22 protein-coding genes are annotated in these 25,407 nt (G+C 33.3%); 7 read left to right on the forward strand and 15 right to left on the reverse strand.

Translation table 11 applies throughout. The features are described 5' to 3' along the window. Window positions 1-77: 77 nt before the first annotated feature. Window positions 78-1,925 carry a cation:proton antiporter gene (locus ACTU6T_RS06190; RefSeq protein ID WP_460220367.1) on the reverse strand — a complete coding sequence of 616 codons (1,848 nt, stop codon included), beginning with the start codon at window positions 1,923-1,925 and terminating at the stop codon, window positions 78-80. A 176-nt stretch (window positions 1,926-2,101) separates the two neighbouring features. Between ACTU6T_RS06190 and ACTU6T_RS06195 the strand changes: the two genes are divergently transcribed. The 3 genes from ACTU6T_RS06195 to ACTU6T_RS06205 all read left to right on the forward strand — a co-directional run bounded on the left by ACTU6T_RS06195 (window position 2,102) and on the right by ACTU6T_RS06205 (window position 6,463). After that, window positions 2,102-2,962: an MBL fold metallo-hydrolase gene (locus ACTU6T_RS06195; RefSeq protein ID WP_460220368.1), complete on the forward strand. Its 861-nt coding sequence runs from the start codon at window positions 2,102-2,104 to the stop codon at window positions 2,960-2,962. A gap of 6 nt (window positions 2,963-2,968) precedes the next feature. Beyond that, window positions 2,969-4,582: a S8 family peptidase gene (locus tag ACTU6T_RS06200; RefSeq protein ID WP_460220369.1), complete on the forward strand. Its 1,614-nt coding sequence runs from the start codon at window positions 2,969-2,971 to the stop codon at window positions 4,580-4,582. Window positions 4,583-4,645: 63 nt separating this feature from the next. Continuing rightward, the gene (locus ACTU6T_RS06205; protein WP_460220370.1) at window positions 4,646-6,463 is read left to right on the forward strand and encodes a M1 family metallopeptidase; all 1,818 of its coding nucleotides are present in this window, start codon (window positions 4,646-4,648) and stop codon (window positions 6,461-6,463) included. On the opposite strand, the gene ACTU6T_RS06210 is transcribed toward ACTU6T_RS06205, so the two are convergent. From ACTU6T_RS06210 to ACTU6T_RS06270, 13 genes are all read right to left on the reverse strand, one after another. Then, on the reverse strand, window positions 6,464-7,654 hold the full coding sequence (locus tag ACTU6T_RS06210) for a succinylglutamate desuccinylase/aspartoacylase family protein (RefSeq protein ID WP_460220371.1): 1,191 nt from the start codon (window positions 7,652-7,654) through the stop codon (window positions 6,464-6,466). Window positions 7,655-7,659: 5 nt separating this feature from the next. Then, on the reverse strand, window positions 7,660-9,510 hold the full coding sequence (locus ACTU6T_RS06215) for a glutamate-cysteine ligase family protein (protein ID WP_460220372.1): 1,851 nt from the start codon (window positions 9,508-9,510) through the stop codon (window positions 7,660-7,662). Window positions 9,511-9,608: 98 nt separating this feature from the next. After that, window positions 9,609-10,214, reverse strand: a complete 606-nt coding sequence (locus ACTU6T_RS06220; RefSeq protein ID WP_460220373.1) for a hypothetical protein — start codon at window positions 10,212-10,214, stop codon at window positions 9,609-9,611. A 96-nt stretch (window positions 10,215-10,310) separates the two neighbouring features. Continuing rightward, complete coding sequence (locus tag ACTU6T_RS06225) at window positions 10,311-10,742, reverse strand: phage holin family protein (protein WP_460220374.1); 432 nt, start codon at window positions 10,740-10,742, stop codon at window positions 10,311-10,313. An 18-nt stretch (window positions 10,743-10,760) separates the two neighbouring features. Further along, entirely contained in the window at window positions 10,761-11,189 is a 429-nt protein-coding gene (locus ACTU6T_RS06230) for a TIGR02594 family protein (RefSeq protein ID WP_460220375.1), read from the reverse strand. 382 nt (window positions 11,190-11,571) lie between these two features. Then, window positions 11,572-12,075, reverse strand: coding sequence for an endonuclease V (locus ACTU6T_RS06235; protein WP_460220376.1), 504 nt, complete (start codon window positions 12,073-12,075; stop codon window positions 11,572-11,574). A gap of 9 nt (window positions 12,076-12,084) precedes the next feature. Continuing rightward, window positions 12,085-12,660: a hypothetical protein gene (locus ACTU6T_RS06240; protein ID WP_460220377.1), complete on the reverse strand. Its 576-nt coding sequence runs from the start codon at window positions 12,658-12,660 to the stop codon at window positions 12,085-12,087. Between the two features lie 88 nt (window positions 12,661-12,748). Next, window positions 12,749-13,207 carry a hypothetical protein gene (locus ACTU6T_RS06245; RefSeq protein ID WP_460220378.1) on the reverse strand — a complete coding sequence of 153 codons (459 nt, stop codon included), beginning with the start codon at window positions 13,205-13,207 and terminating at the stop codon, window positions 12,749-12,751. 37 nt (window positions 13,208-13,244) lie between these two features. Then, the gene (locus ACTU6T_RS06250; RefSeq protein ID WP_460220379.1) at window positions 13,245-13,601 is read right to left on the reverse strand and encodes a hypothetical protein; all 357 of its coding nucleotides are present in this window, start codon (window positions 13,599-13,601) and stop codon (window positions 13,245-13,247) included. A 77-nt stretch (window positions 13,602-13,678) separates the two neighbouring features. Beyond that, window positions 13,679-14,173, reverse strand: coding sequence for an SMI1/KNR4 family protein (locus tag ACTU6T_RS06255; protein ID WP_460220380.1), 495 nt, complete (start codon window positions 14,171-14,173; stop codon window positions 13,679-13,681). 1 nt (window position 14,174) lies between these two features. Continuing rightward, on the reverse strand, window positions 14,175-16,262 hold the full coding sequence (locus ACTU6T_RS06260) for a phage tail family protein (RefSeq protein ID WP_460220381.1): 2,088 nt from the start codon (window positions 16,260-16,262) through the stop codon (window positions 14,175-14,177). Between the two features lie 203 nt (window positions 16,263-16,465). Beyond that, the gene (locus ACTU6T_RS06265; protein ID WP_460220382.1) at window positions 16,466-17,341 is read right to left on the reverse strand and encodes a DUF6734 family protein; all 876 of its coding nucleotides are present in this window, start codon (window positions 17,339-17,341) and stop codon (window positions 16,466-16,468) included. 28 nt (window positions 17,342-17,369) lie between these two features. Then, the gene (locus tag ACTU6T_RS06270) at window positions 17,370-20,837 is read right to left on the reverse strand and encodes a hypothetical protein (RefSeq protein ID WP_460220383.1); all 3,468 of its coding nucleotides are present in this window, start codon (window positions 20,835-20,837) and stop codon (window positions 17,370-17,372) included. Window positions 20,838-21,181: 344 nt separating this feature from the next. Between ACTU6T_RS06270 and ACTU6T_RS06275 the strand changes: the two genes are divergently transcribed. From ACTU6T_RS06275 to ACTU6T_RS06290, 4 genes are all read left to right on the forward strand, one after another. Next, a complete protein-coding gene (locus tag ACTU6T_RS06275; RefSeq protein ID WP_460220384.1) occupies window positions 21,182-21,991 on the forward strand; it encodes a LexA family transcriptional regulator in 810 nt (269 codons plus the stop codon). After that, complete coding sequence (rnpA, locus tag ACTU6T_RS06280; protein WP_460220385.1) at window positions 21,992-22,366, forward strand: ribonuclease P protein component; 375 nt, start codon at window positions 21,992-21,994, stop codon at window positions 22,364-22,366. It begins immediately after the preceding gene. 18 nt (window positions 22,367-22,384) lie between these two features. Beyond that, window positions 22,385-24,019, forward strand: coding sequence for a S41 family peptidase (locus ACTU6T_RS06285; RefSeq protein ID WP_460220386.1), 1,635 nt, complete (start codon window positions 22,385-22,387; stop codon window positions 24,017-24,019). Window positions 24,020-24,086: 67 nt separating this feature from the next. Then, the gene (locus tag ACTU6T_RS06290) at window positions 24,087-24,923 is read left to right on the forward strand and encodes an OmpA family protein (protein WP_460220387.1); all 837 of its coding nucleotides are present in this window, start codon (window positions 24,087-24,089) and stop codon (window positions 24,921-24,923) included. On the opposite strand, the gene ACTU6T_RS06295 is transcribed toward ACTU6T_RS06290, so the two are convergent. Then, complete coding sequence (locus ACTU6T_RS06295) at window positions 24,920-25,363, reverse strand: GNAT family N-acetyltransferase (protein WP_460220388.1); 444 nt, start codon at window positions 25,361-25,363, stop codon at window positions 24,920-24,922. The genes ACTU6T_RS06290 and ACTU6T_RS06295 overlap by 4 nt on opposite strands. Window positions 25,364-25,407 lie beyond the last annotated feature (44 nt).

Raw genomic sequence — 25,407 nt, forward strand, 5'->3', positions numbered from 1 at the left:
CGAATAAATTTTTACAATATTAAACCGAGGTGAAATACTTCGGTTTTTTTGTTTTAAACCAACAGAAACACACTTATTTAGTCTTCATTGGCAACTTTTTCTACATTAAAAGGCTTCCCTAAATACACCAATTTAAAATTCTCTTCAATAGTATCAATCTCTGTATTATAGGATGAAATGATGTATAACTCGCCTTCATTATCTTTAATAAATAACGGGATTATATCTTTGTCTTTATTGGTAATCTCTATAAGACTGTTATAGTGAGCTTTATCTTCCAAATTAACTTCTTGAATTGTAGGGAATTTACGTGTTACTTCTGTTAACGAATTGTAATCATCGGTGTGCGAAAATAGGCCTTCTTTTGGATTGTTTTCTGGATTATTTATCTCTACTGGGCTTACTAATCTAAACGACCCATTCTCACCAAACTGCTTTGCAAATTTATTGATTGCATATTTATTTATATCACTGTTTCCTGTCATAGCCATTAAATAACCAACATCATTAAGTTCAATATTATCTGTTAAGGTTTCAGAATAAATATTGGTATTCAAAGCTTCTAAACCTAATTCTTTTGCTTTATCAACATTATTTTGATTACTATCAATAAGCACAACATGGCGTCCGTTAGTTTCTAAATAATGCCCTAAGAGTCGAGAAACTTTTGAAGCGCCAATAATTAAAATTCCGTTAGACTGGGTTAAAAACACACCCACCAACTTTGCAAATAACCTAGCGGTTGTGGCATTAAGCAAAACAGTACCTAACACAATCATAAACACTAATGGTGTAATATATTCGGCACCTTCAACACCTTGTTTCAATAACTTACTTCCAAAAAGAGAGGCAATACCAGCAGCAACAATACCACGAGGCCCAACCCAACTTACAAACAGTTTTTCGTTAAGTTTTAATTTGGAACCAGATGTACTAAGAAAGACTGCTAACGGTCTAATAACAAAAACGACTATAGCAAAAAGCGCAGCGGTTTTCCATGTATATAGTAATTCTAAATCTTCAATATTGATATTAGCGGCCAAAAGAATAAACAGAATGGAAATAAGGAGGACACTTAAAGACTCTTTAAAATACAAGAGTTCTTTCAAGTTTTCTAATTTTCCGTTTCCTAATACCATTCCCATAACTACTACAGCTAATAAACCAGATTCGTGAGCGAAAATTTCAGACTCTACAAAGACTAATAGAACCGCAGATAAAGACACTACGTTTAGTAAGTAATGAGGAATCAGTTTTTTATTTATAGCAAATGCTAAGGCATGGGCAAAAGTAAACCCGAAAGTTGTTCCGAAAAGAATAATTTTACCAAACTCAATAAAGGCTGTTTTTGTAAAGCCACTATCGCCTTCTACACTTATAAATTCGAAAACCAATACGGCTACCAAAGCGCCTATTGGATCTATTAAAATTCCCTCCCACTTTAATACTGTAGATATGTCTTTTTTAAGTGGGATATTTCTTAAAATTGGTGTGATTACAGTAGGTCCAGTAACTATAATTAATCCAGAAAACAAAAAGGCTAAATCCCAACTTAGATTAAAAATAAAATGTGCTACAATACCTGCTCCAAAAAAGGTCACCGCTGAGCCTAGTGTGATTAGTTTTGTAATCACCGGACCAACATTCTTAATTTCAGAACGCTTTAATGTTAATCCGCCTTCGAATAAAATAATACTAATCGCTAAAGACACAAAGTAGTATAAACTTTCGCCAGGAAAGAGTCCTTTTTTACCATTCCATACGGGCTCTATCCATTTTGTTCCATCTTCAGATAAATATTCGGCGGCAATAGGGCCAACCAAAAGTCCTATCAAAATTAAGGGTAAAATTGCAGGAATTTTAAACTTCCAAGCAAACCATTGCGCTAATATTCCTAAAATGATAATTCCCGCTAATTCTAACATATATCTGAATTTTGAAAGCTAAATATAAAAGAAACTATGTTAACAATTCTAAAAACCACTAAAAAAACAAATAGACTAAGGAGAGTTTAGATTTTAGAAAACACCAAAAAATAGTAATATCTTAATAAACTCCTAAAACTTATCGCCTAAACAACGGTATTTATTAATTTGCAATTATGAAATTATACCCTATAAACGCTGGAAATTTTAAATTAGATGGTGGTGCCATGTTTGGTGTCGTTCCAAAATCGTTGTGGACAAGAACCAACCCTTCAGATGCTAATAATATGATAGATATTGCGGCACGTTGTTTGTTAATTGAAGATAGAGATCGGTTAATTTTAATTGATACTGGTATGGGTAACAAGCAGAGTGATAAATTTTTTGGCTACTACTACCTTTGGGGAGACGACTCTATAGATGCATCCTTAAAATCTCATGGCTTTCATCGTGATGATATTACTGATGTGTTTATGACGCACCTACATTTTGATCATTGTGGTGGAAGTATTCAATGGAATAAGAACAGGACAGGTTATGAACCTGCCTTTAAAAATGCACAATTTTGGAGTAATGAAAACCATTGGAAATGGGCTACTAAGCCTAATAATCGAGAAAAAGCATCCTTTTTACAAGAAAATATTCTGCCAATGGAAGATTGTGGGCAACTAAAATTTACATCTCTTCCTCAAGATGATATATTAAAAAATTCAGAATTAGGCTTTGATATTTTTTTTGCAAATGGCCATACCGAAAAACAAATGATCCCTATGATTCAATATCAAGGAAAAACAATATGTTTTATGGCCGATTTATTACCTACCGCTGGCCATTTACCCATTCCTTTTGTTATGGGTTATGATACAAGGCCCTTACTTACATTAGATGAAAAACAACGGTTTCTTAATCTTGCTGCAGATGAACAGTTTTATTTATTTCTTGAACACGATGCTCACAACGAAATCATCACTGTACAGCATACAGAAAAAGGTGTAAGGTTAAAAGACGTTTATTCAACCAAAGATATTTTTAATTAAACTATTATGAAAAATATATTTAAAGCATTTCTATACACATTATCTATTGTTCTTTTAGGTTGTGCTTCAACAGGTGGCATGATATCTACACCGATAGAAAATATTGACACCTCACCAATTAAAGAGTCTAAGCTTAGCGATTCCCAAAAAAAATCATGGGCACATTTAGATCTTGCAAAAGACACTATTCCAGGAATGAGTGTCGATAAAGCTTATAGAGATATTATAAAAAACAAACGAGGTCAGAAAATAATTGTTGCTGTTCTAGACAGTGCTATAGATATAGATCACGAAGATTTAGATGGTGTTATTTGGACTAATACCGATGAAATACCAAACAACGGAAAAGATGATGATAAGAATGGTTATATCGACGATATTCATGGTTGGAACTTTGTAGGAGATGGTTATGATGAACAAATGGAATACACTCGTATAGTAGCTTCTGGGGATCGTAGCCATCCAAAATTCGCAGAAGCAGAGGCTATTTATAATGATGAGTATCAAAAACAGCTCGCATTAAAAGCCCAATATGATGAGATTTACCAAGGTGTTGTATCGGCTGATGAAACTCTTACAAGACATTTTGGTAAATCTAATTACACAAAAAAAGAAGTTCTTGGTATTAAAACTGAAGACGAAACGCTCCAAACCGCTATTCAATATGCAAGACTAATGTATAGCAATAATTTTGAGACTATGGCCGAGGGTAAACAGGGATTAAAAAACGACCTCAAAACTATAAATGAGCGTCTTAATGTTCATTTAAACAAAAACCTGAAAGGACGTAAAACTGGAGATAATCCCAATGACTTAAATGATAAACCTGGGTATGGCAACAACAACCCAAAACCATCTACCAAAGACCAAAGTCATGGCACTCATGTTTCAGGAATTATAGCTGCAGAACGCAATAATGGTAAGGGCATGAATGGTGTTGCTAATAACGTACAAATAATGGCTATTAGAACAGTTCCAAATGGTGATGAATATGATAAAGATGTAGCATTAGCTATTAAATACGCAGTGGATAATGGTGCTAAAGTTATTAATATGAGTTTTGGTAAAACATTTTCAACGCATAGTAATTGGGTAAGAGATGCAATCGTATATGCTGCAGAAAAAGATGTTCTCATTGTTCATGGAGCAGGAAATGAAAAAGAGAATATTGATATCCATTTAAAATATCCTAACGATGCTATTGGCACAGGACCAGAAGTTGCTGATAACTTTATTACTGTTGGTGCCTTAGCACCAAGATATGGTACAAATATGGTTGCAGATTACACGAACTACGGAAAGGTAACTGTCGATGTATTTGCTCCAGGAACTGATATTTATTCATCAACACCAGAAAATGAATATGAGTTTCAAAAAGGGACGTCTATGGCTGCTCCAAACGTATCGGGTGTTGCTGCATTAATTCGTTCTCAATATCCAAAATTGACAGCATCCCAAGTAAAGAAAATAATCATGGAGTCTGGTTTACCTATAAAAGCAAAGGTTGTTGTGGGTGAAAACCGAGTCATCAAATCATTTTCAGATATCTCGACATCTGGACGAATCGTAAACGCCTATAATGCCTTAATTATGGCTTCACAATTGGCTAACTCAAAATAATTTCAGAATAAAATAATTATGAGCTTAAAAACTTGCCCTGTCTTATATATAAGTCTAATGCTAATGGCATTCAAACTATTTGCTCAAGACATAAAAATGGTGTATAAAACAGATAGCTATTGGCAGCAACAAGCCGATTATACAATGGCTATTGATATGGATGTAGCGTCTTACCAATTTAGTGGAACTCAAAATATAAAATACACCAACAACTCGCCAGATACTTTAGACAAGGTCTTTTATCATTTATACTTTAATGCATTTCAACCTAATAGTGAAATGGATGCTAGAGTACAGAGTATTAAAAAACCAGACTCTCGATTTACTACTAATGTAGGTACTGAACAAAACCCTATTTATGGTAGTAGAATTGCTAGATTGCAACCAGATGAAGTTGGATATATTGACATACAATCCCTTAAACAAAATGGGAAGCCACTACAGTATAGTATGTACGGAACAGTTGTTAAAGTACAATTAAATACGGTCATTAAACCAGGGGAAACTGTAGACTTAGATATGGTTTTTAAAGGCCAAGTTCCTGTTCAAATTCGTCGATCAGGACGAAATAATAATGAAGGCGTAGCCTTGTCTATGGCGCAATGGTATCCAAAGCTGGCAGAGTATGATGACGAAGGCTGGCACGCTTACCCATATATTGCTCGAGAATTTCACGGAGTTTGGGGGGATTATGATGTAAAAATAACAATCGATAAAGAGTATACGATTGGAGGTACTGGGTATCTTCAAAACGCCGAAGATATTGGTCATGGGTATACCAAGAAGAACGTAATTCCTAAAAATGATAAGTTAACATGGCATTTTTACGCACCTAATGTTCATGATTTTACTTGGGCTGCAGATCCAGAGTTTATTCATGACACCTTACAAGTTGCTGATGGGCCAATGTTGCATTTCATATATAAAGAAACGATGTCAAAAGACCAGCTGGAGAATTGGAAATACCTCCAGCCATTTACAGCTCAATTAATGACCTATTATAGTGATTTGGTTGGTAAATACCCATATGATCAATACACTATTATTCAAGGAGGAGATGGAGGTATGGAATATGGAATGTGCACATTAGTAGCTGGTGAAGGTAGTTTTGATGGTTTATTTAAAGGAACAATATCTCATGAATTAGCGCATACTTGGTTTCAGTTTTTGTTGGCAAATAATGAAGCAAAACATGAATGGATGGATGAGGGGTTTGCTACGTATATCGAATATAAAGCCATGAATGATATGTTTGAAAAAAACATGCCTAACCCATGGCTCAGAGCCTATAACAATTATTTTGCTTTGGTCGATACTGGAGATGAACAACCTATGACCACTTTCGCTGATAAATATGACTATAACAGTTTATACTCAAAAGTAGCTTACTATAAAGGCTGTGTGTTTTTAACTCAACTAGGGTATATTATAGGTGAAGACAATTTAGATAAAACTATTAAACGCTATTATAAAGAATGGGCGTTTAAACACCCTAAACCACTTGATTTTATTCGTGTTGCTGAAAAAGTATCAGGCTTAGAATTGGATTGGTATCTTGTTGATTTTGCTCAAACCACCAATACTATAGATTATGCGGTAAGAAAACCTAAAGGGAAGACCGTTACGCTTGAACGCATTGGACTAATGCCTATGCCAATTGATGTTAGGGTTACTTATACTGACGGAACATTTGAAGATTTTTATATCCCTTTACGTGAAATGTTAGGAGAAAAACCAACAGAAGCAACATTGAAACCTAATTGGGCTTGGGCACAACCACTCTATAGTTTTGAGGCTTCAAAAGACGTGAAATCTGTTCTTATTGATCCAATGGGACGAATGGCTGATATAAAACCTAGTAACAATAGAGTATCATTGTAGTTAATACCATGATTGGTTTTTATACGACTCAATTTTTGAAGTTCGCTCTCTATTGAAAAGCAATACATGATTAGTGTTTAATTTTTTATTTCTATAACCCAATAAATGGAATATAGATTTTGCAAAAAACTTAGCTATATTCAAGTTAACTTTTAATGCTTTCTTGTTTTTATCTTGCCAGGTAATGCCTGGAAGCAACACTAAAAGGCGATCAAATTTTAATTGTCTTAATCCTGCTGAAAGCTTCAATACAAAAGGCTTTATCGTTCTAATAATAAAGAACCCTTCTTGACCTTGTGGCTGATACAGTGGCATAAATAACCAAGCACTATACTTTGATTTAACATCTAAATTATTACTAGTTGCAATAGACATTCCTTTTCTAATTTCCTGAAAACTTTTAAAACCCATCTTCATTTTAAACATCTCATCTTTTCTAATGCGATGTAAATAAATTACTTCGAATACTTCAGACAAATGATTAGCGTTTGTTTGTAATGTTTTAAATTCTTTATCTAACTGCGGAATCGTGTCTTTTGTTAAAATTTCAGCATAGGACAAAGCCAAATAAATAAAGGAAATACAATTATCAATCGCTTCTTTATCATCATGTTGACCAGACTCAAAACCAAGCGACACGTAACCTAATTCATTAATATAACTCAATAATGGTCCGTTTAAATATTCTTCAATTCCTAGCACAATTGGTACTGGAAACAATTGAGAAAACTTTCTATTGATTAACGCATCGTTTATAGTTATAAAAGGTAGTGTCTTGCTTGAGGTCGTATGAAAATCTATAAAATAAAATGGCCCTGAATTAGAATTAATAATCTGCTGTATAAGCTGGAATAATTCCTGTTGTTCATGCTCTTCAATATTTAAACTATTTTTAAATTCAAGCGCTACTAATTGCTCTTTTGTCCAGAGTCTATTTAAATCCGCATCTAAATAACGTTGCTGTTCTTTAAGTGCTTGAAGGTTACCTGAAATACCATAAATAGTCCCATGAACCTGCTCTGATGGTATGGTTTTCAAGACCTGTTCTAATGCAAATACACCAGCAGTTTCATTGCCATGAATGCCTGCAAAAAACACAATAGTAGCACCAGGATTTTTACCTTGTATATGAGCTATAATTCGATCTACAAATATTGAAGTATCCATAGCTTTACTGTAGATTGTCGTCATATGTTCTAAAAATCATTTGAAGTCAATATTCCGACTAGTTTTTGTCCTTTAACCACTGGCAGACAGCTAATATTATGAAGCTTCATAAGCTGTTTTGCTTGGTCTACAGATTTTTCTTTAGTCACTGTTATAACCTCATCTTTCATAAAGTTTTGTACTGACTTTGTACTTTCTTCAATTTCATTAATATGGTTTTTAATATCCGACCAACTCAACAACCCTATTAAATCTTTTTTAGAATTAATAACTGGCATATGGTGAATATTTTTCCACTGCATCATATTAAGCACCAATTCTAGACTGTCTTTTTTTCCTACGGAAAACAAATCAGTATTCATGATATGCACCACTTTCTTGTTAATATCGAAAGTTGTGTGTGCATCTTCATCAAGCACTTCCCATGTAGACACAGGATAATCATGTTCCTGTTTTAAATACATATTAGCTGTTAATACTTGTAGGGCTTCAATAGGTTTTTTTCGTTTTAATAAACTTCTGTAGCTTTTGGTAAGCCATTCTGAACCATTGTGAATATTCACTCGGTTTTCGATAACGGTTAAATAATGCTCTGCGTCTTTAGGGGAAATTCCCATTTTATATAATCCACGATACGCCATTGGTAATAACTCATCTAAAATTAAACGTTGACTTGAAATGGTTTTTTCTTTCCAAGTAAACTGTGCAGCCATTCCATATCGTGCTGCTTTAAAAAAGTTGAATTTAGCATCTTTGAAGTCCATCGTCTCATGAATGTTATTTTCCGATTTTGGACGACCAATCATCAATCCGACCCAAAACATCATATTTGCAATTTCATCTTTCATGGTTGGGCCCGAAGGAATGTATCTGTTTTCAATTCTTAAGTGCGGTTTTCCTCCACCAACACCATAGCACACGCGGTTCCAACGATATACTGTTCCGTTGTGGAGACATAATGCTTTAAGCTTCGGAATCTCACCGTTTTGTAACATGGTAAGACTATCTTTTTCAAACTCGGCAGTTACTAAACTTCTAAATCGAGAGATATTATCTTTAAAAATATCGGATACACTTCCGGTTTCCCAGCTATTTCCAAAACTTACTCTAGATTGTTTTTCATTGAGTAAAAATGAATTCGCTCTTGTATCTACACTTTGTGTAAATAAGGCAATACGCGTTTCACTCCAAAGCTCTTTTCCGAAAAGAAATGGTGAATTTGTACACACGCTCAACACAGGACCAGAAATGGCTTGTGCCCAATTATAGCTTTTAATAAAGTCGTCTGGATGAATCTGCAAATGTGCCTGAAAGCTTGTGTTGCAACCTTCTAACATCACAGAATCATGTAATAAATTGAGCTCATCAACCCCTTTAATATGAATATCGAAATCTTGCTTTCTAGATTCTTTTATCGCCTCATTTAAGACGTAATACCGTTGTATTGGTGTCATATTATCAATTGTAATATGCTTGAGTGATAGTGTGGGTAAAATGCCAGTAAGTGCAATTTTAGTGTTATGTTTTTCTGCAACAGCTTTTGCTTTATCTAATAATTCCTTCAGTTGGTTATGAAGCTTTGAAAAGCAATCGCCTTTGAGTTCAAAAGGATCGAGATTGATTTCAAGATTATAGTTTCCTATTTCGGTAGTAAAGTGCTCGTCATCAATCTCTTTTAGAATATCTAGCGCATTTCCGCTAGGTAAAAACTCTTCATTAACGAGGCAAAACTCCTGTTCTGCACCAATACGAATTGGTGCTTTTTCAATCATATCATTCTCAATCATAAAGTCTAAAGCTTCAATGTCTTTAGTAAGTTGATGGATATAATTTGCCTTGTCTTTCTTTTTAGACAGTTTAGTAACATTTAAATTTCCCATGACCTGACGATTTAAATTATAACTAAAGTTACTTCAATCTTTAGGCTTAAAATATGACTTAAGTCATGGTTTGTAAGGTGTTATATAACACTAAATCACTATTTAAACAATCGAACTCCAACACCAACATTATGCGTTGGTTGCTGTAATTGATTTAAATTTGCCCTGTAACTTACAAACCATTTGCCTTTTCGGTTATATTGTATACCGAAGCTGATGTTATCAAATCGGGTTTGATTACCTCCAATTTCAGAAAAGAAATAGAGTCCGCTTCTATAAGTTTTTGGGTATTCAATGGTGTTGGTCACTGTAATCTCTCGAGGCAGTTTGAGTTTATAAGAAATCTCACTATCGAGAAGGTTCCCTTCTACAAGATTAAAGCTAAAAATATCTATGTCGTCATTGCTAAGTGTGTCTTTATATACTTTAGCCTCAACAAGTTTTGATGCGTCTTTTGCATTAGAACGTGTTTCGTTAATCGTTGTAGGGTTATCTCTATCAACATACACGGTTTTATACCTCAGCGTTTGTACTTTAAACGTGTCTACTTTAATCTGCCATATAGTGTCTCTAACAATAGTCACTTTTGGTGTTTGTCTATCGGAAGGGTTGCTAACACATTGCTTTGTTAGCAAATTAAAAATGATAATGGTTAGAATAATAAGTAGCAGTGTTTTTTCTGTGGAAATGTGTTGTGTTTTCATAATTGTGATATTAAAATTTATAGTATAAAGCCTCAATTCTTGATCTGTTTCGCTTCCTGAAACTAGACCAAGAATGTCATTGGCTTTGTGGTTACTTTACCCTGAATCCTTTTGTTGTGCAGATTCGTCGTCTTCTGTAAGTGTTTCTATGGTATCCTTTAGCGAGGTTAACTTTATTAAGTTAATCAGCGCTTTAAACGGGTTTTTTCCATAGATTACATTGTAGTTCTCCAGTATGGATTTGATTTCAGTAATCGCAATAAACCCAGCAATTATCTTTAAAAACGGCACTTCATTAACGATGTATTCTTCTAAAAAGAAGGCCGCTAAAATGACCAGATTATAGATAAAGAACTTAGAAATGGTGTGACCAATTCTAGAGCTACGAATGGGTATTCGATTTTTAATAGAGGCGTAGGCACCTGTAATAAAATCGACAATGATTAAAAACACCATGGTTACCATAACAGCATGAACAGGAGACAGGAGCGCAAGTAACCAAAACATAAATTTGATTACTTTTTCCATATCAATGGTTTTTATGGGTTATTCAATGTGTGCTAGTTGTCTATAGTCTAACACTTTTGGTTTGGGGTAAGCCTTAATGCATACCATGTTTCGCTGATTACCACCTAAGACATAGACATAGTTTTTTGTCTCTTTAATGTAAAAGCCCACATGACCTTTCCAGCTTCGAGGAGATTCTCGCCAAAAGACAACAATATCGCCTACTTTAGGTGTTCGTGTTGAGGTGCCAACACGTAACCAGCTTCTGGCGGTTAAATCACCAGAATATTCATATCCAGCTGTTTTAGCCACCCAATTAGCATACGCGCTACACCAGGCGGTTTCGTCTTTAAGTTTTGATCCATCAAAACCTAATTCATTAAAGTATTTCAAAATTCTAAGGTTGTCTTTGGAGCCAACCGTTTCTTTAACGCCATATTCAGATAGCGCTTTAGATATTATGTTCATCGGTTCTATATTTTTATTAATGATTAAGTGAATAAAAATATATTCACCTCTGGAAACACTGCGTTTTCGTATTAAAAAGCTGAATCACATTCTTAAAAAGGTGATTAACTTTATTAACACTCATTTCATACATATGTTTGAATTAATTTTAAGTAGACCAAACTCGTTACCAAAGATTACTTGTTGTTTATATACATCTTAACCAGAATAGGATTAATCTAGGTTTTATGAGTTTCCACTTAACACGAATTGTTTAAATTGCTATTCTAAAATAGCATAACTAACGGTAAACGTTGTTAGAAAAGCGAATACAAATATAATCATATGTGATAAATTATACAAACATTTTACAAAAAATATATGTTAAATTTTGTAATTTGTTTTATTCTGATTTTGTGACTGCGTCTAGGAATTTAAGAAGTGTTGGGTGTCTATGATCACCATGCATCTCTTGGATGCATTGTGCTGCGATTTCTAGATCCATACCAATGGCTGAAATGTGAAGTGGGTTGTTGCTCGTGCCTCTAAAGATATCTTTAACTGTTTCCTTATTAGCATGAAATTCTCTTTTGGCTACGCCAATAACGGGAACCTTTTTGTCTATAGCATCATACAAATGGCCACCTAATCCAAACTGACCATGATTATCTACATAGACGTGACCATCAACAATAATAGCTGTTATCGTATTGAGGTCTATTTTTGAAATCACTTTAAGCAAACAGGGTAGCTCGCGTTTGTAAAATTCACCTGGTTGATAGACCGCCACATCTTCTATCATTTCAATGAAAACATTTTGAGGCACTTGATCGTTTGTGCTTAAAAACGTGATGCCAACACTTTTGGCATGGTTAGTTTTATAATGGACATCTAGGGCTAGGTACATAAAAAGCTATTAAATTAATACAAGATGGTCGTCCTTTAATAATACTTCTATTTCGGGTGGTAAGTCTATGACTCTATTTACAAAATCATCAATATAGCCCTGTGTTTCATCAGATATACAGTCTTGATACTCTTTTAAACCCTCGTCACCAAGTATGGATATTGGTGTAATTTGTTTGTCATTATAACATATAGCAGATATCTGATATTCATTTAATTCGTTAATAGTTTTGTTGGATATTGCACACCTGTGAACTTGATTATCATCCATACCCCAGAGAAAAGAGATATCTATACTCGTTACGCCAAAATCTGGATAGGTCTCTCTAAGTGCTTCCAATTTAGATGTTGTAGATTTGGAAATCTCAGAGGCATAAGCTTCAAGACATTGGCTGCAAAGTGCTATCCCAAAAATAAGTTTGTGTTTCTCATTTTTGGTTAGCCTAGAGTAACTTTTAAATATTTTATAATCTCCCTCTAATTTGTTTTTACAATCAGAACACGAATCAAAAGGTTGATTATTTTCATTGTACAATTCTTTTTGTACAAATTGTTTACTCATTTCTGCAGCTTCTTTCCAAGACATCTTATGTTTTTTATAAATATAAAAAAGACCAGGTAAAGCTTGGTCTTTTTTTTTTTTTCATAATCCTAATTAGTTGAACAGCGATATATTAATGTCGTATTCTAGATTTAATGCGTCTTATTGACTCATTAATGAGTTCTGAAAATGTAAATTTCATTGGTCTAGTAATGGGAAAATGCCCTTCCTTTTTACCAAAAGGATCTAAAATATGACAATCTGGATCTTCATTGTTTTCATCAAGATAAAAGAAGCTATATTGACTATCTAAATTATCAAACACAAAATATGGTCTATCTAATTCATATCCACAATATTTCATGTCGTCGTTACAAGTTACCTTAAGGTCTTTAAAATCATTATCAACAACACCTGTGCCACTCTTTTTCCCTGCTATAAATAAATATTCTCGGAAAGCTTTTGGGAATTGTTGTTCGTCATTTAAACTTAATTCTAAATCAATTATTTCCTCAATTGATAATCCTTGAGCAGTAAACTTAGGGTTTAAGTTAGGGTGTTTTTCTAGTTGTTTTAAATATATAATGTTCAAGAGTTTTAAATTAAATTAAAGCTATATTTTTCCTGGTTCAAGTATGTTTTGTTTCTAAAAAAGATTTCCATTTTTTAAGATAACTGACCACCTCCTCCAAAGGCATTTCTAAATTTTGGCTTGAATCTCTTTCATTTACAAAATATGCTGTTTTTTCTTCAACTTCTAATATACAATGCCCATCATCAAAATCCCATTCTGCGAAGCCCTCCATAATTTCGCCAAAACTCTTTTCATCTTTTAATATTTTTTCTAACGGCTCAATAATATTACTTTGTATGTAGCTTGAATTAGAATAATCTCCTATAAAATATCCTAATAATAGATATTTGTCCTCATTGGATTCTACCCAGCTATTTCCTGTTTCTGTTTTTTTAAATTTAAGTTTATTCATAGATTTTATAGAAAGTTATATAACAAAAAAAACCGCCTCATAAGAAACGGTTTTAAAAATAATAAATTGCTCTTATTCTAAAATGATTGCAACCCCTTTAAAGCTAGATCTACTTGTTTATCAATAAACTCTTTAAGGTTCGGTTTGTTTCTTACAGGTTCTATAGAGGGGTTGAGTTTATTAAAATCGTTATAAGGCTCAAAAATATATGTTTTAGGATTGTCACCTTCATCAGTATAACAAAAAATAAACCCGTTATCATCATATAAATGCAGTACTACATATGGTCTTTCTAATGTATTGATCCTGTTTTTTGCCAAAAAACTATTAACATAATTATGGGAAATAAGTATATCACCTCCATTGTCGCCATCAGCTAAAGTTTGTAATCCCAACGCATTAAACTCTCCTCCTAAATACAAATACTCTCTGTATACTTTAGGGAAAGGGTTTCCTTGGTTCAGCTCCAGTTCTAATTCTATAATACGTTCCAATGTCAAACCCCTCATTTCACTTAAACCTTTATTAGGCTTAGGGTTGTTTTTCATGGATTTTAAATATTCTATTATCATTTTATCTTGTTTTATCTATTAATTGTTTGTTTCCTAATATATCTTCATCTCCAAAAATTTTAAACTCAATTTTCTTGCCAATACTTTCAGCATATCTTTTTAACATGATTAACTCACGTTGACATGATGTGCAAGCAAAATAAATATTCTTTGTTTCAATTACAAACTCATCTGCCCTATGAATATGGTTAACTAAAAACTCATACACGAATTTAATCTCACTATCATTTCTCTTGCTTCGTCCTTTAAGGTCTTTCACATTTTCTAGAAACTTATTGTCATCTATTGTTTTTACAAATTCCTTATAAATTTGTTCATAACCCGAATGACTAAGTACTTTGTGGTTTTTATGAATTGATTTACCCTTCTTTTTTGAGTTTATAATAAACTCAGCAATGTTAACTGATGTTGTTTTTCCTGTTAATGGATTATAATGATGTTTTAATCTTGGGTAGCTTCTTAGCATTCTGTCTCTAAAATTAATCAAATCCTTAGTCTTGAAATGTTTTACATTGAGCTCTTTTTTAAATAAGTTTATTAAGCCGACTTCATCTAAATTTAATAAGTCTTTCCTTAATTTAGTAAAGGGTTTTAATGCTTTTTCAAAGAACAAATCTTTTAAATATGATTCATCTTTATTTATTTTTTTTAAAAACTTATTCGCATCCTTTTCGTTTTCAAAGCTTTCTAATACAACACCTTTATATCTTATATGGTATTTATTCCCATCTGGTATTTTTATTGGTAAGCCCGAATAAGCAGGTTTAGAACTTCCTGTATAAACAAGTTCGACATCTATTGTAACCCCCTTCTCTCGAAGCTCTTTTAGAGTTTTTCTATCAAGTTTTAAAAGTATTTGAGCCTCAAAATCCTTAATTATTTTATTAGCATCTTTTAAAAGTTCAAGCAAAATATCAGCGATATCTTTCATTTTTTTAACCACCTTAGCAGCACCTTTACTTATAGTAATGGCATCTATAATAATTTCTAATAGTTGAGGGATAAAAACCCCAAAGTCATAGGCCTTTTGATACATATCTGAACTTGATATATATTCAAAAAATTCTTTTATAGATGACTTAATCATTATCTTAATCGTGGCCCAGTCAAGTTTGTTAATAAATGTACTTATGCTTTCTACTAACTCACTTTGTACTTCAAACTGAAATAGGCTAATCATAAAACCAATAGCTTCAACGATACTAGCAACAAGCTCAATAATTCCATTAATAAAACCTACTGTAAAAGCATTATACAATTGTATCGTTTGCTCAAGCTTCATGCTTACACTGTAAATCTGTTGCGTAATAAAGTTTTTAAGCCACCTCACTATTTGATCTGTAGCCTCATAAATTAGTTCAGGAAAGCTTTGAATGTTCTCTAGGTCTTTTACCGTAAACTTATGGTCTACAGGTAATTTTACTTGTGGTTGCTCTACTAAACCATCTAATATAAAAGCAATTGTTTTTACTGACTTAGGCACTCCAAATAAAGGATCATAATCTTCTGAGTCAGGATCCTTCCACCTATTGTCATCTAATTTTTGTGCTCTTATGGTCTCGGCTAAAGCGAAAAAAATTTCCTTAGATACAAATTCAGCAATATTAGACATATCTATTATACCTAATTTCAAACACAGTTGAAATACATTAAACATCTTGTCAAAAGCGTTTGGTGGTGTAAAATCATCATAATGCTCAACGTAATTATATATCATAGACCTAATAGAAAAGGTCCAATCATTACGTTTTTGCGACTGGGGGATGCCAATCCAATCCATAATTTGTTCTACAATATTTGGAACAATCTCTTTATTTTCTCTAATTGACTCAACTATTGAAACGCCCAGTCCAATGCTATAAATCTTAGTAATATTATAATGTGTTAAACCTGTTTTTGTAAAATCGGTTACACTATAATAATTCTCTTCTGTGGTTTTATTTTTATCAGCTAAAATGTAAACATCTTTACTGCCTAAATTATTGATAAATGAGTTTTCAAAAGTTCTGACATAGGTTTTATTATCAACAAAACCTATACGTATGTGAACATCTGTTACCTCTTTATTTTCAATAGTTATATTGTTCATAATTCATATGTTTATTTATTTTGAACGATTTAGATCTAGCTTCCGATTGATCTAAAATCATTAGTTTATCTTTAATTTTTATTATACTTCTCATATAAAATCAAGACATAACACTTCTAACCAAAGATTACTTTAGAGTCTATAGTCTTAGCCAGAATGGGTTTAATCTCGGTTGTGAATTATGCCTTGATTTATGAGACTTGTTATGCGGCTTTTATAGCCGCTTGTTCTTTAAATAGCTTCGCTACGAGCTCAAAGGTTTTTGGGTCTTCTCGATGTAAACGTCGCAATAACACCATTTCAAGGTTTTTATCGGCTTTGGCTCCCCAAATGTGGGTAAAGCCTAAATCTCGTAAACGTTTTTTATCTAGAAATTGATCAAAAAATACGGTGTCTATCTGATAGTATTGTGCCAAACAGGCCAAAATGTATTGCTCAAAAATGATACAGTATGAACCTTTGTTGTCAATGGTTTTCCAGGCTTTGGCATTGCGTTTATCATTGATAAACTTTAAAGCTTCTTTGCAATAACGCTGAATAAAATCGATATCAGTACCTCCAAAAACACCTGTACAATAGGCTTCTTTGGCCACATTCCAATTCTTAGGAAAATAATTAAGCACTTTATTTGCGTGATTGATTTCGGCTCGGTAAACACTTTCAAACCAACGCTTATCTTCGGTATTTTGCACAAAAATTGGTGCGTCTTGAGCCCACTTAGGGAGTCCTTTCCAAAGAATAGCATCATTATCTAAATGCACAAAGGGTTTGTCTTGTGCTTTGTAAGCATGTATTTTTCCTAAGGCCCAAAATCCATATTGTGATTCTGGGATATCATCCAAAATTGTCTTCACAGACGTGAAAGGAAGGTTGAGTTGTTTTATCACGTCCCAACCTTCGCTATCTGTTACCAGTTCAATTTCAGAAAAAAACCTTTGAGATGTTAATACAGACAATGCTAAACAAGCAAGTTGTGCTTTTGGTGAATGCCAATTGACCGCGTTCTCAAGTATATTTCCGCTAGGTTTTGTCCATAGGGAATATACAATCTTATCTATCTGTTGTGGTTTTGTTTCCATTGTGGTATCTGTTTTTAACTAATTATTATTAGCTTAATAAATCCACACCAACACCAGCACTATCATCATCTCCTCTTAAAAGTTCTGAGCTCGACATGATAGTATTATCGTCAGTATGCTCCTCACAAAAACACGGTAATCCGCTTTCTAAAAGGGCTGCAGATTCAGCTTGCAAAATGGTTAATGCTGTAGGTAAACGTGTTTCCCAGGTGCCTTCAACAACACCTTCAATCGTTTGCATTTCTTCAGCTACAGACACATAAAGATCATCATCTTGGTCTATGACCAAACCTTGACCGTTCCAAATTTCTCCAGTTTCCATATACCAGTTTACAGCATCTTCAAATCCAGGTCTCACAGGAACTACAGTTCGTGCCATCCCTGATTGTAAGAAGGCCTGGAATAATGGATCTGCAGCATCTTGTGCTTGGAACAAATCTTTCCAATTGGCTTCTTTTCCGTAGAAATATGGATAAAACACATAAGCCATAATATCCCAATCAAAAGCTTGCTCGAAAAATTTAACCGCTGCTGCATGGTCTTGGAATCCTTGATCTCTTTTCACTCTTGGGTTAGAGCCTGTTAAATAATCATCTTTAGCAGTAACTACTTCAAAAGGTTTAGTAATTAATTCGATCGCAATACGTTTCAATTCCTTTTTCTCAAGACTTCTGTTATGTAATGGATTAAATTTTATTTTTTCTTTATCAGTGAACGGAACAATATCTTGCCCCTGGGCATCATTATACTCTTGTAGGCGCTCATAATACGCATCCATAATAGCTCTATAAGTATCATTTTTCCATTGCTCTAAGGTTTCTGGTAATCTATTGACACCTATGCTCACATTGATACTTCCTGATAAGTTTCCTAATTGAGATACTGAAATTGGCACTTTCTCTGTAAACTTATCAATTGAAGTTGGTAAGAAAGGAGGGATTACAACAGGAAAAGGAAATGAAGAAGAATTTAGAATTATTCGCTTTTCTCCAACTAATACAACAGTATTATTAATGTCGTTATCTTCACTATCGAACCAACATGCTTTGGCATTAACTGTGTAATATCCTTCTGGAACCTCTAAATCAACAGCTTCAGAGGTGTTTTCGTTCCATTCTCCACCACCTGGATTACCTAAATACGAAAATGCTTTTCCAATATGCATATACTCCATAGGAGGCTCAGAAACCTCTGCATTATATTGTGCTGCCAGCTCTTGATAATTATCTTCGGTAATGTCAGAAGCATTCTTTACACTTGATTGCCCAATAAAATCATAATCGCTTGGGTGTACAGGAGGTTCAGGAATAATAATCGCAGATTCAACCTCATTAGCTTCAATTTGTTTCCAAATTGCTTCCTTAAAAAAACGAGATGGTTCTGGAATCGCAAATTCGTACATCAGCCGTTTTCCATAATTAATTAATGTGTTTTTATAAATCTTGTCAACCCAACGATACACGCCAGTAACATGCTGATCGCCTTTAGTATTATCAAAACCGTGCTTGTTATTTTCTTCAAACTCCTTTAAAATACGAGACGTGCGTTTGGTTTGTGTTTTTTCAACAATACGTTCCATTGCACGTTCTGTCACTTCTTGTGCATAAGTTTGGGCTTGAGAGTTTGAATTAGATGTTGAACTTGCGCTTGAGGAATCAAAATAAGCGCCTGCGCTAAATGAAACTTTACCATCATAATTCATATTCGCATTACCACCTTGGGACTGTGCTTGATCTTGATTTAAAACAGAAGACACTTCTGTTTGCATTTCATATCGTTCTGTCGTGGTAGTATCTGATAAATTCTCTCGTTCTCGTTCTTCTGTTCGTTCTGATGTAACCTCTGAACTTACTAAATTACGTGTGGATCGCTCTTTATATTCACGAGCCATCACATTTTCAATATGCGACACTTCTCCAGGTACATAACAACACACCTCTTGTTCCACACGTCTAAAATCGGCAATTCCAAGGTTAGTAACACCAAATAATTGAGGTTTTACTATTGTTTGTGTTGGGTTTCCAGAATCTGTATCAACGGTAAACATGCCAAAATTTGTACGGCTTTTTATATTTACTTGTTTATCAAAACTCAAAACTCTTCCATCTTGCAAGGTTATTTCTCCTTCAAGTGTATAGGTTTGAGTACCTGTTGGAAATGCAATTAGGGATGGAAATAATTTAACAAATGTTGTATCGAAAGTGTTTGATGTGATTTCAAATTCTGTTTCGCTTGATTGAGTACCGTTATCAAAAGTAATAGTATAATCAATACTCTCGATAGGAGACTCTTGTACATAATTAAATACAAGCATAAAAACTTCTCGTTCACCTGAAGGATGAATTGACGACAATGGGCTAATATTGTAATCAAAAGAATTCCCCCATGGATTGGTCGCTCTAAATGAGGCGCCACCAGTACTCACTTTTTTAGGAGCTTTTGGTGTTTTACTAATAACAATCTTTTGATCATTACTAATACTTGTCTTTATTGCTTTTTCAGCATCAGTGAAACTATCATGAAGCTCCAACTCCAGAGCCTCAAACTCATATAATGAACCTAAGGTTAGTTTATCAGATAAATAAGCTTTAGTTATTGGTTCTTCTGGAGTAAATTCAAATTTTGGTAACTTAAGATTTGGATATGTTTTTCTGGTTGTGGTTATTCCGGTATCTGGATTGGTTTCTTCTACAATAACCTCGGCGTCATCTTTGAGTTTCTCCACAACTTTATTATGAGCATCTAAGGCAATTTCTGAAGTTTTTGCTGTGTCTTTTACATACTTTGCTTTAACTTTTTTAAGCTCTTTTAAAAGTGTGTTCTTTCTAGTAATGCGTTCTTTGGCCAACATAGCCTCTCCTAAATCTAAAGATCTTTGCTCTTGTTCTGGAGTTGCTTTACGTTTTTGGTTTTGAGATGCTTTAGCATTACTAAACAAAAGCTTAGACATAACCACACTTGCATTAGCGCGTCTAGTAAATTCTTTGTCTTGATCCTCTGTAAATATAATATCATCACTCAGCCCATTAGAAAATGTATTAAATGCGTTCAAAAATTGATTCGCCACTAAAAGCTGAATCATAGCCTCTCTAACATAAGTTGATTTTTTCTCAATAGTTTGATAGATTAAATTGTCCCAAATTTGTAATAATTGAGTTGAGCTTAATTCTGAAACACCATTTGAATTTTCTTTAATTTCTGAAAATGACAATGCATTTTTATGTTGCATCAACCACGATGAAAACAAATAAAGCTTTTCATTAATTGCTCTCGATTCGGTTCTTGTTTTAAATGCTACTGATGTATAAGCATCTGCCGCCTGATTAAGTAAAGCTGGTCTTTCTTCTGCTGTTTTATTTAATATTACAGAAAAGAACTTTCCTCCTTTTTCATCGGGATGAAAAACAAACCCTGGTTTTTCTTCCTTTTTATCTATTAGTTGTGGATTACGCAATGTCACAAACCTAAATAGGTTGTTTTTAATTGTTTTACTCATTGTAAATTGTTTAAAGTTTATACTTGTTTTTTTAAGCTCAATTAAGAACTGTTATCGTTTCGCTTTTCTAACAGGTTACCTAACTAAAGCCTTAATAACTAAGGCATAAACTTTCATTGTATTCCAACATCTTATGGAATACGTCATCATTGGAGATTTTAATAAGACGTCTTTTATTTTAAAATCTGAAGAAAATGCTAATAAAATCACACAAATGTTTGATTTTTAAGTAATTTTTGTATCTTAGCATTTAAATAGAGTACAAATATAAAACATTTTACAAATTAAAACAAACAAATTGCAAAATTTTTTTGTAAAAAGTTTTAATTAATAGCTAAACCCTTATGGAATCAATTGACGAAAAAATTACCGCTATTATTAACAAATTTAACCTCAATAATTATGCGTTTTCAAAACGTATTGGTGTCACAGGAACAACTATAGATAGTATTGTTAACGGAAGGCCACAACAAGATGGCTCTCGTAAAAAAACAAAACCAGGTTATGATGTGCTCTCTGCCATTATAGACGAATTTGAAATCAATCCTGATTATCTCTTCGGAAAAAGTAGTGTGATGTTAAAATCTGAAATCGCCAATACTCCAACATATTCTGGAATGCCACAAGTGATCTCTACAACTCCAGAAGGTGAAGAAAACGTCGTGTATGTTCCTGCAAAAGCCAGAGCTGGATATTTAGATGGCTATGGTGATGCAGAATATATTGAAACCTTACCAGCGTTTCATATGCCACAACTTAATAACGGTACGTTTCGTTGTTTTGAAGTGCAAGGCAATTCTATGGTTCGTACCTTTTTTGATGGTGATATGGTATTTGGACGTTATGTTGAAGACTTTAATGATATCAAAGATGGTCGTGTGTATATCATTATTAGTAAAAATGATGGTGTGGTTTTAAAGCGTGTTATTAATCGTATTGAGGAGCGTGGAAAATTGATTTTAAAAAGTGACAATAAAGATGGTAACTATCCAACCTACACTATTAATGCTGAAGATATAATGGAAGTCTGGTATGTAACCATGTTTGCGTCTAAGCAAATGCCAGAACCTATAGATGTTTATGATAGACTTCATGAATTAGAAAGTAAACTTGTAGATCTTCAACAAATAGTATCTCAGAACTCAAAAAACTAGATGTCGTTTTCGTATTCAAAAAAAGAAAAGCTCAAAAGCCAAAAGCTTATAGACCAACTGTTTTCCGAAGGTCAATCGGTTTCAGCATACCCTTTACGAATGGTGTATTTAAAAACCGAATTTGATGAGGTAGATGTTCAATTCAAAACTGGAGTTTCTGTAAGTAAACGTCATTTTAAAAAGGCTGTCGATAGAAATCGTATCAAACGCCTACTGAGAGAAGCTTACCGACTTAACAAAAATGCTCATTTTAACAACATTTTATCATCATATGCGTTAATGATTTTGTACATTGGTAAGGATGGAACAGATTTTGATTCTGTAAACGCAACAATGAAAAAACTCTTAGATACGTTTTCCAAGAAAGCGTCCTAACTATTAACAATAAACATCATGCGAAAACTACTACACAAGCGCATTATAATTCCGCTATTAGCATTAACTATGTTTTTTGGTGGAACTGCTTTTAAAAGTGATTTTTTTGAAATCGCTAAGCAGATAGAAATCTTTACAACGCTATTTAAAGAACTCAACATGAACTATGTTGATGAAACAAATCCAGGTGATTTAATGGACACAGCCATTAAAAGTATGCTTGAAGATTTAGATCCTTACACGAATTACTACAACGAACAAGATGTTGAGGCGGCCAGAATTAATAACGCGGGAGACTATACTGGTATTGGCGCCAATGTACTTACCTTAAAAGATCGCTTAGTTATTGTAGAACCTTATAAAGGTTATGCGGCCGATAAAGCAGGCTTAAAAGCTGGAGATGAAATTATAAAAGTTGATAATGTGGTAGTTGCTGATTTCAAAGATGATGCTGGAAATCTATTACAAGGTGGTGCAGGTACCTCTGTAAATGTTACCTATGTAAGACAAGGAAAAACACAATCAGCTACTATTCAAAGAGAGGCGGTTGATATTCATGCCGTTCCTCATTATTCTATGATTAATGATAATATTGGATATATCGTACTTCGAAAATTTAATGCGAAAACCTCTTCTGAAACTATAGCAGCGCTTCGTGATTTAAAAAATAAAGGTGCCGAGAAACTCATTTTAGATTTACGTGGAAACCCTGGCGGATTATTGCGAGAAGCTGTTAATGTCACTAATATATTTGTACCAAAAAACCAGTTGGTTGTTACTACTAAGTCTAAGGTTAAAAAATATAATAAAACCTATTATACCTCTAAAGAACCTATAGATACTGAAATTCCGTTAGTAGTGCTTATTGATGGTAGTAGTGCGTCTGCCAGTGAAATTGTCTCTGGTGCTCTTCAAGATTTAGATCGTGCTGTTGTGATAGGTGCGCGTAGTTTTGGAAAAGGCTTAGTGCAGCGACCTAAAAAATTGACTTATGGTACACAAATGAAAATTACCATCTCAAGATATTATACGCCTTCTGGACGCTGTATTCAAGCTCTTGATTACTGGAATAGAGATGAAAATGGTAAGGCCACACGAGTAAAACAAGAAAATTATAATGCCTTTAAAACGAAAAAAGGACGTACGGTTTATGATGGTGGAGGTGTTCAGCCAGATTTAGAATTAGATGAAACTAAATTAAGTACAATTACTAAGACAATCGTTAACGACAATTTAATTTTTAAATATGCTACAGAATACTATTATAAAAATTCTGTGACAGATTTAGAAAACTTTAAATTAACCGACTCAGATTTTAATGACTTTAAACGTTTTCTAAATGCAAATAATTTTAGTTTTGAAACCAAAACTGAAAAAGCATTTGCAGATGCGCTGTCTGTTGCAAAAGAAGAACAATTAAACCATGAAATAAATACTGATTATTCAAGTTTAGTTTCAGCATTAAACAGTTATAAAAACAAAGCAATTGACCAGAATAAAACGCAATTATTATCGTTATTATCAGACGAAATAGTAAAACGATACTTCTATCGTGAAGGTTTATATAGTTATTATATAGACCATAATTTTGAAATTCAAAAAGCGGTAGAAATATTAAAAAACCCTTCTAATTATTTGAGCTATTTAGACTAGAAGCGTTGAACTAATTTGACGAAAGCTTAAAAATAAATTATATTTAGTTATAGTTTTCGGTTATATCATGAAAAAAATACTACTCATATCGATACTATGTTCACAGTTTTTGATTGCTCAAAAGCAGATGACGCATGAAGTATATTTTGAGACTGATAAATATGATATACCTCCAACAGAACATTACCGATTACTTCTGTTTTTATCTGAAATAGAAACACTTGACATTCAAAAAGTATCTATTTACGGGTTTACAGATGATAGAGGAAGTGACTCTTATAATTTAGTATTATCACAAAACAGAGCTAATTCAATAAAAACTATTTTTTCTAATAATGAATTTGACGAATCCATTATTACTAATGTTGATGGGAAAGGAGAAATACTTCTAAGATTGATTAAAGAAGAAGATATCCATAAAATTAGAGGATTAAATAGGAAAGTAGAAATCATTGTACAACCTTATAATCCACCAAGAGTCCAAAAAGTTGTAGAAGAAAAACCTAAGGTTGAAGACATTATAAAAGGCGAATTAAAAGCTGGAGATAAATTTACACTTGATAATATTTTATTTAAAACTGGATATAGTAAATTATTACCCGAATCTAAACCTACACTAGAAAGTATTGCCCAAGCTCTACTAGAGCGTCAAGATATTTATTTTACCATTCAAGGTCATGTCTGTTGTACTCAAAACAGTAGAGATGCTATAGATCGTAAAACTAAAAAACGAAATCTTTCTGTCGCTAGAGCGAAGTTTATTTATGATTATTTAGCAAAAAAAGGAATAAGTACACGTCGAATGAAATATGTTGGTATGCGTCGAAAATTTCCTTTAGGAGGCGAACCTAAATTTGATCGTCGTGTTGAAATTTTAGTGACTTATGTAGGGCAAAATAATTAAGATCTCATCATGCCTATATGTGGAATACCATCTTCAAGATACTCCTCTCCTACTTCATAAAATCCTAAATTATTATAAAATCGCTTTAAATAGGTTTGTGCCGAAATTTTGACACGTGTTTCGTTATAATACTTTTGTATAGCCTGTATAGATGCTTTCATAATATCATAACCATATTTATGTTTACGCTCTGTATTACTTACTACTACTCTACCAATACTGGCTAATTCAAAATAATCACCTGGTTGAAATACTCTTGTGTAGGCCACAACTTTACTACGTTTATAACCAATAATATGTAATGCTTTTTGGTCTTTTCCATCAATATCTTGATACACACAATCTTGCTCTACCACAAACACTTCGCTTCGTAATTGAAGTAGATCATACAACTCCTGAGTATTTAACTCTTGAAAGGTTTTTACTTTTATATCTAACATATTATTTTATCACACTGAGCGCAGTCGAAGTGTTTTTATTTTTA

The organism is Psychroserpens citreus (assembly GCF_055686305.1).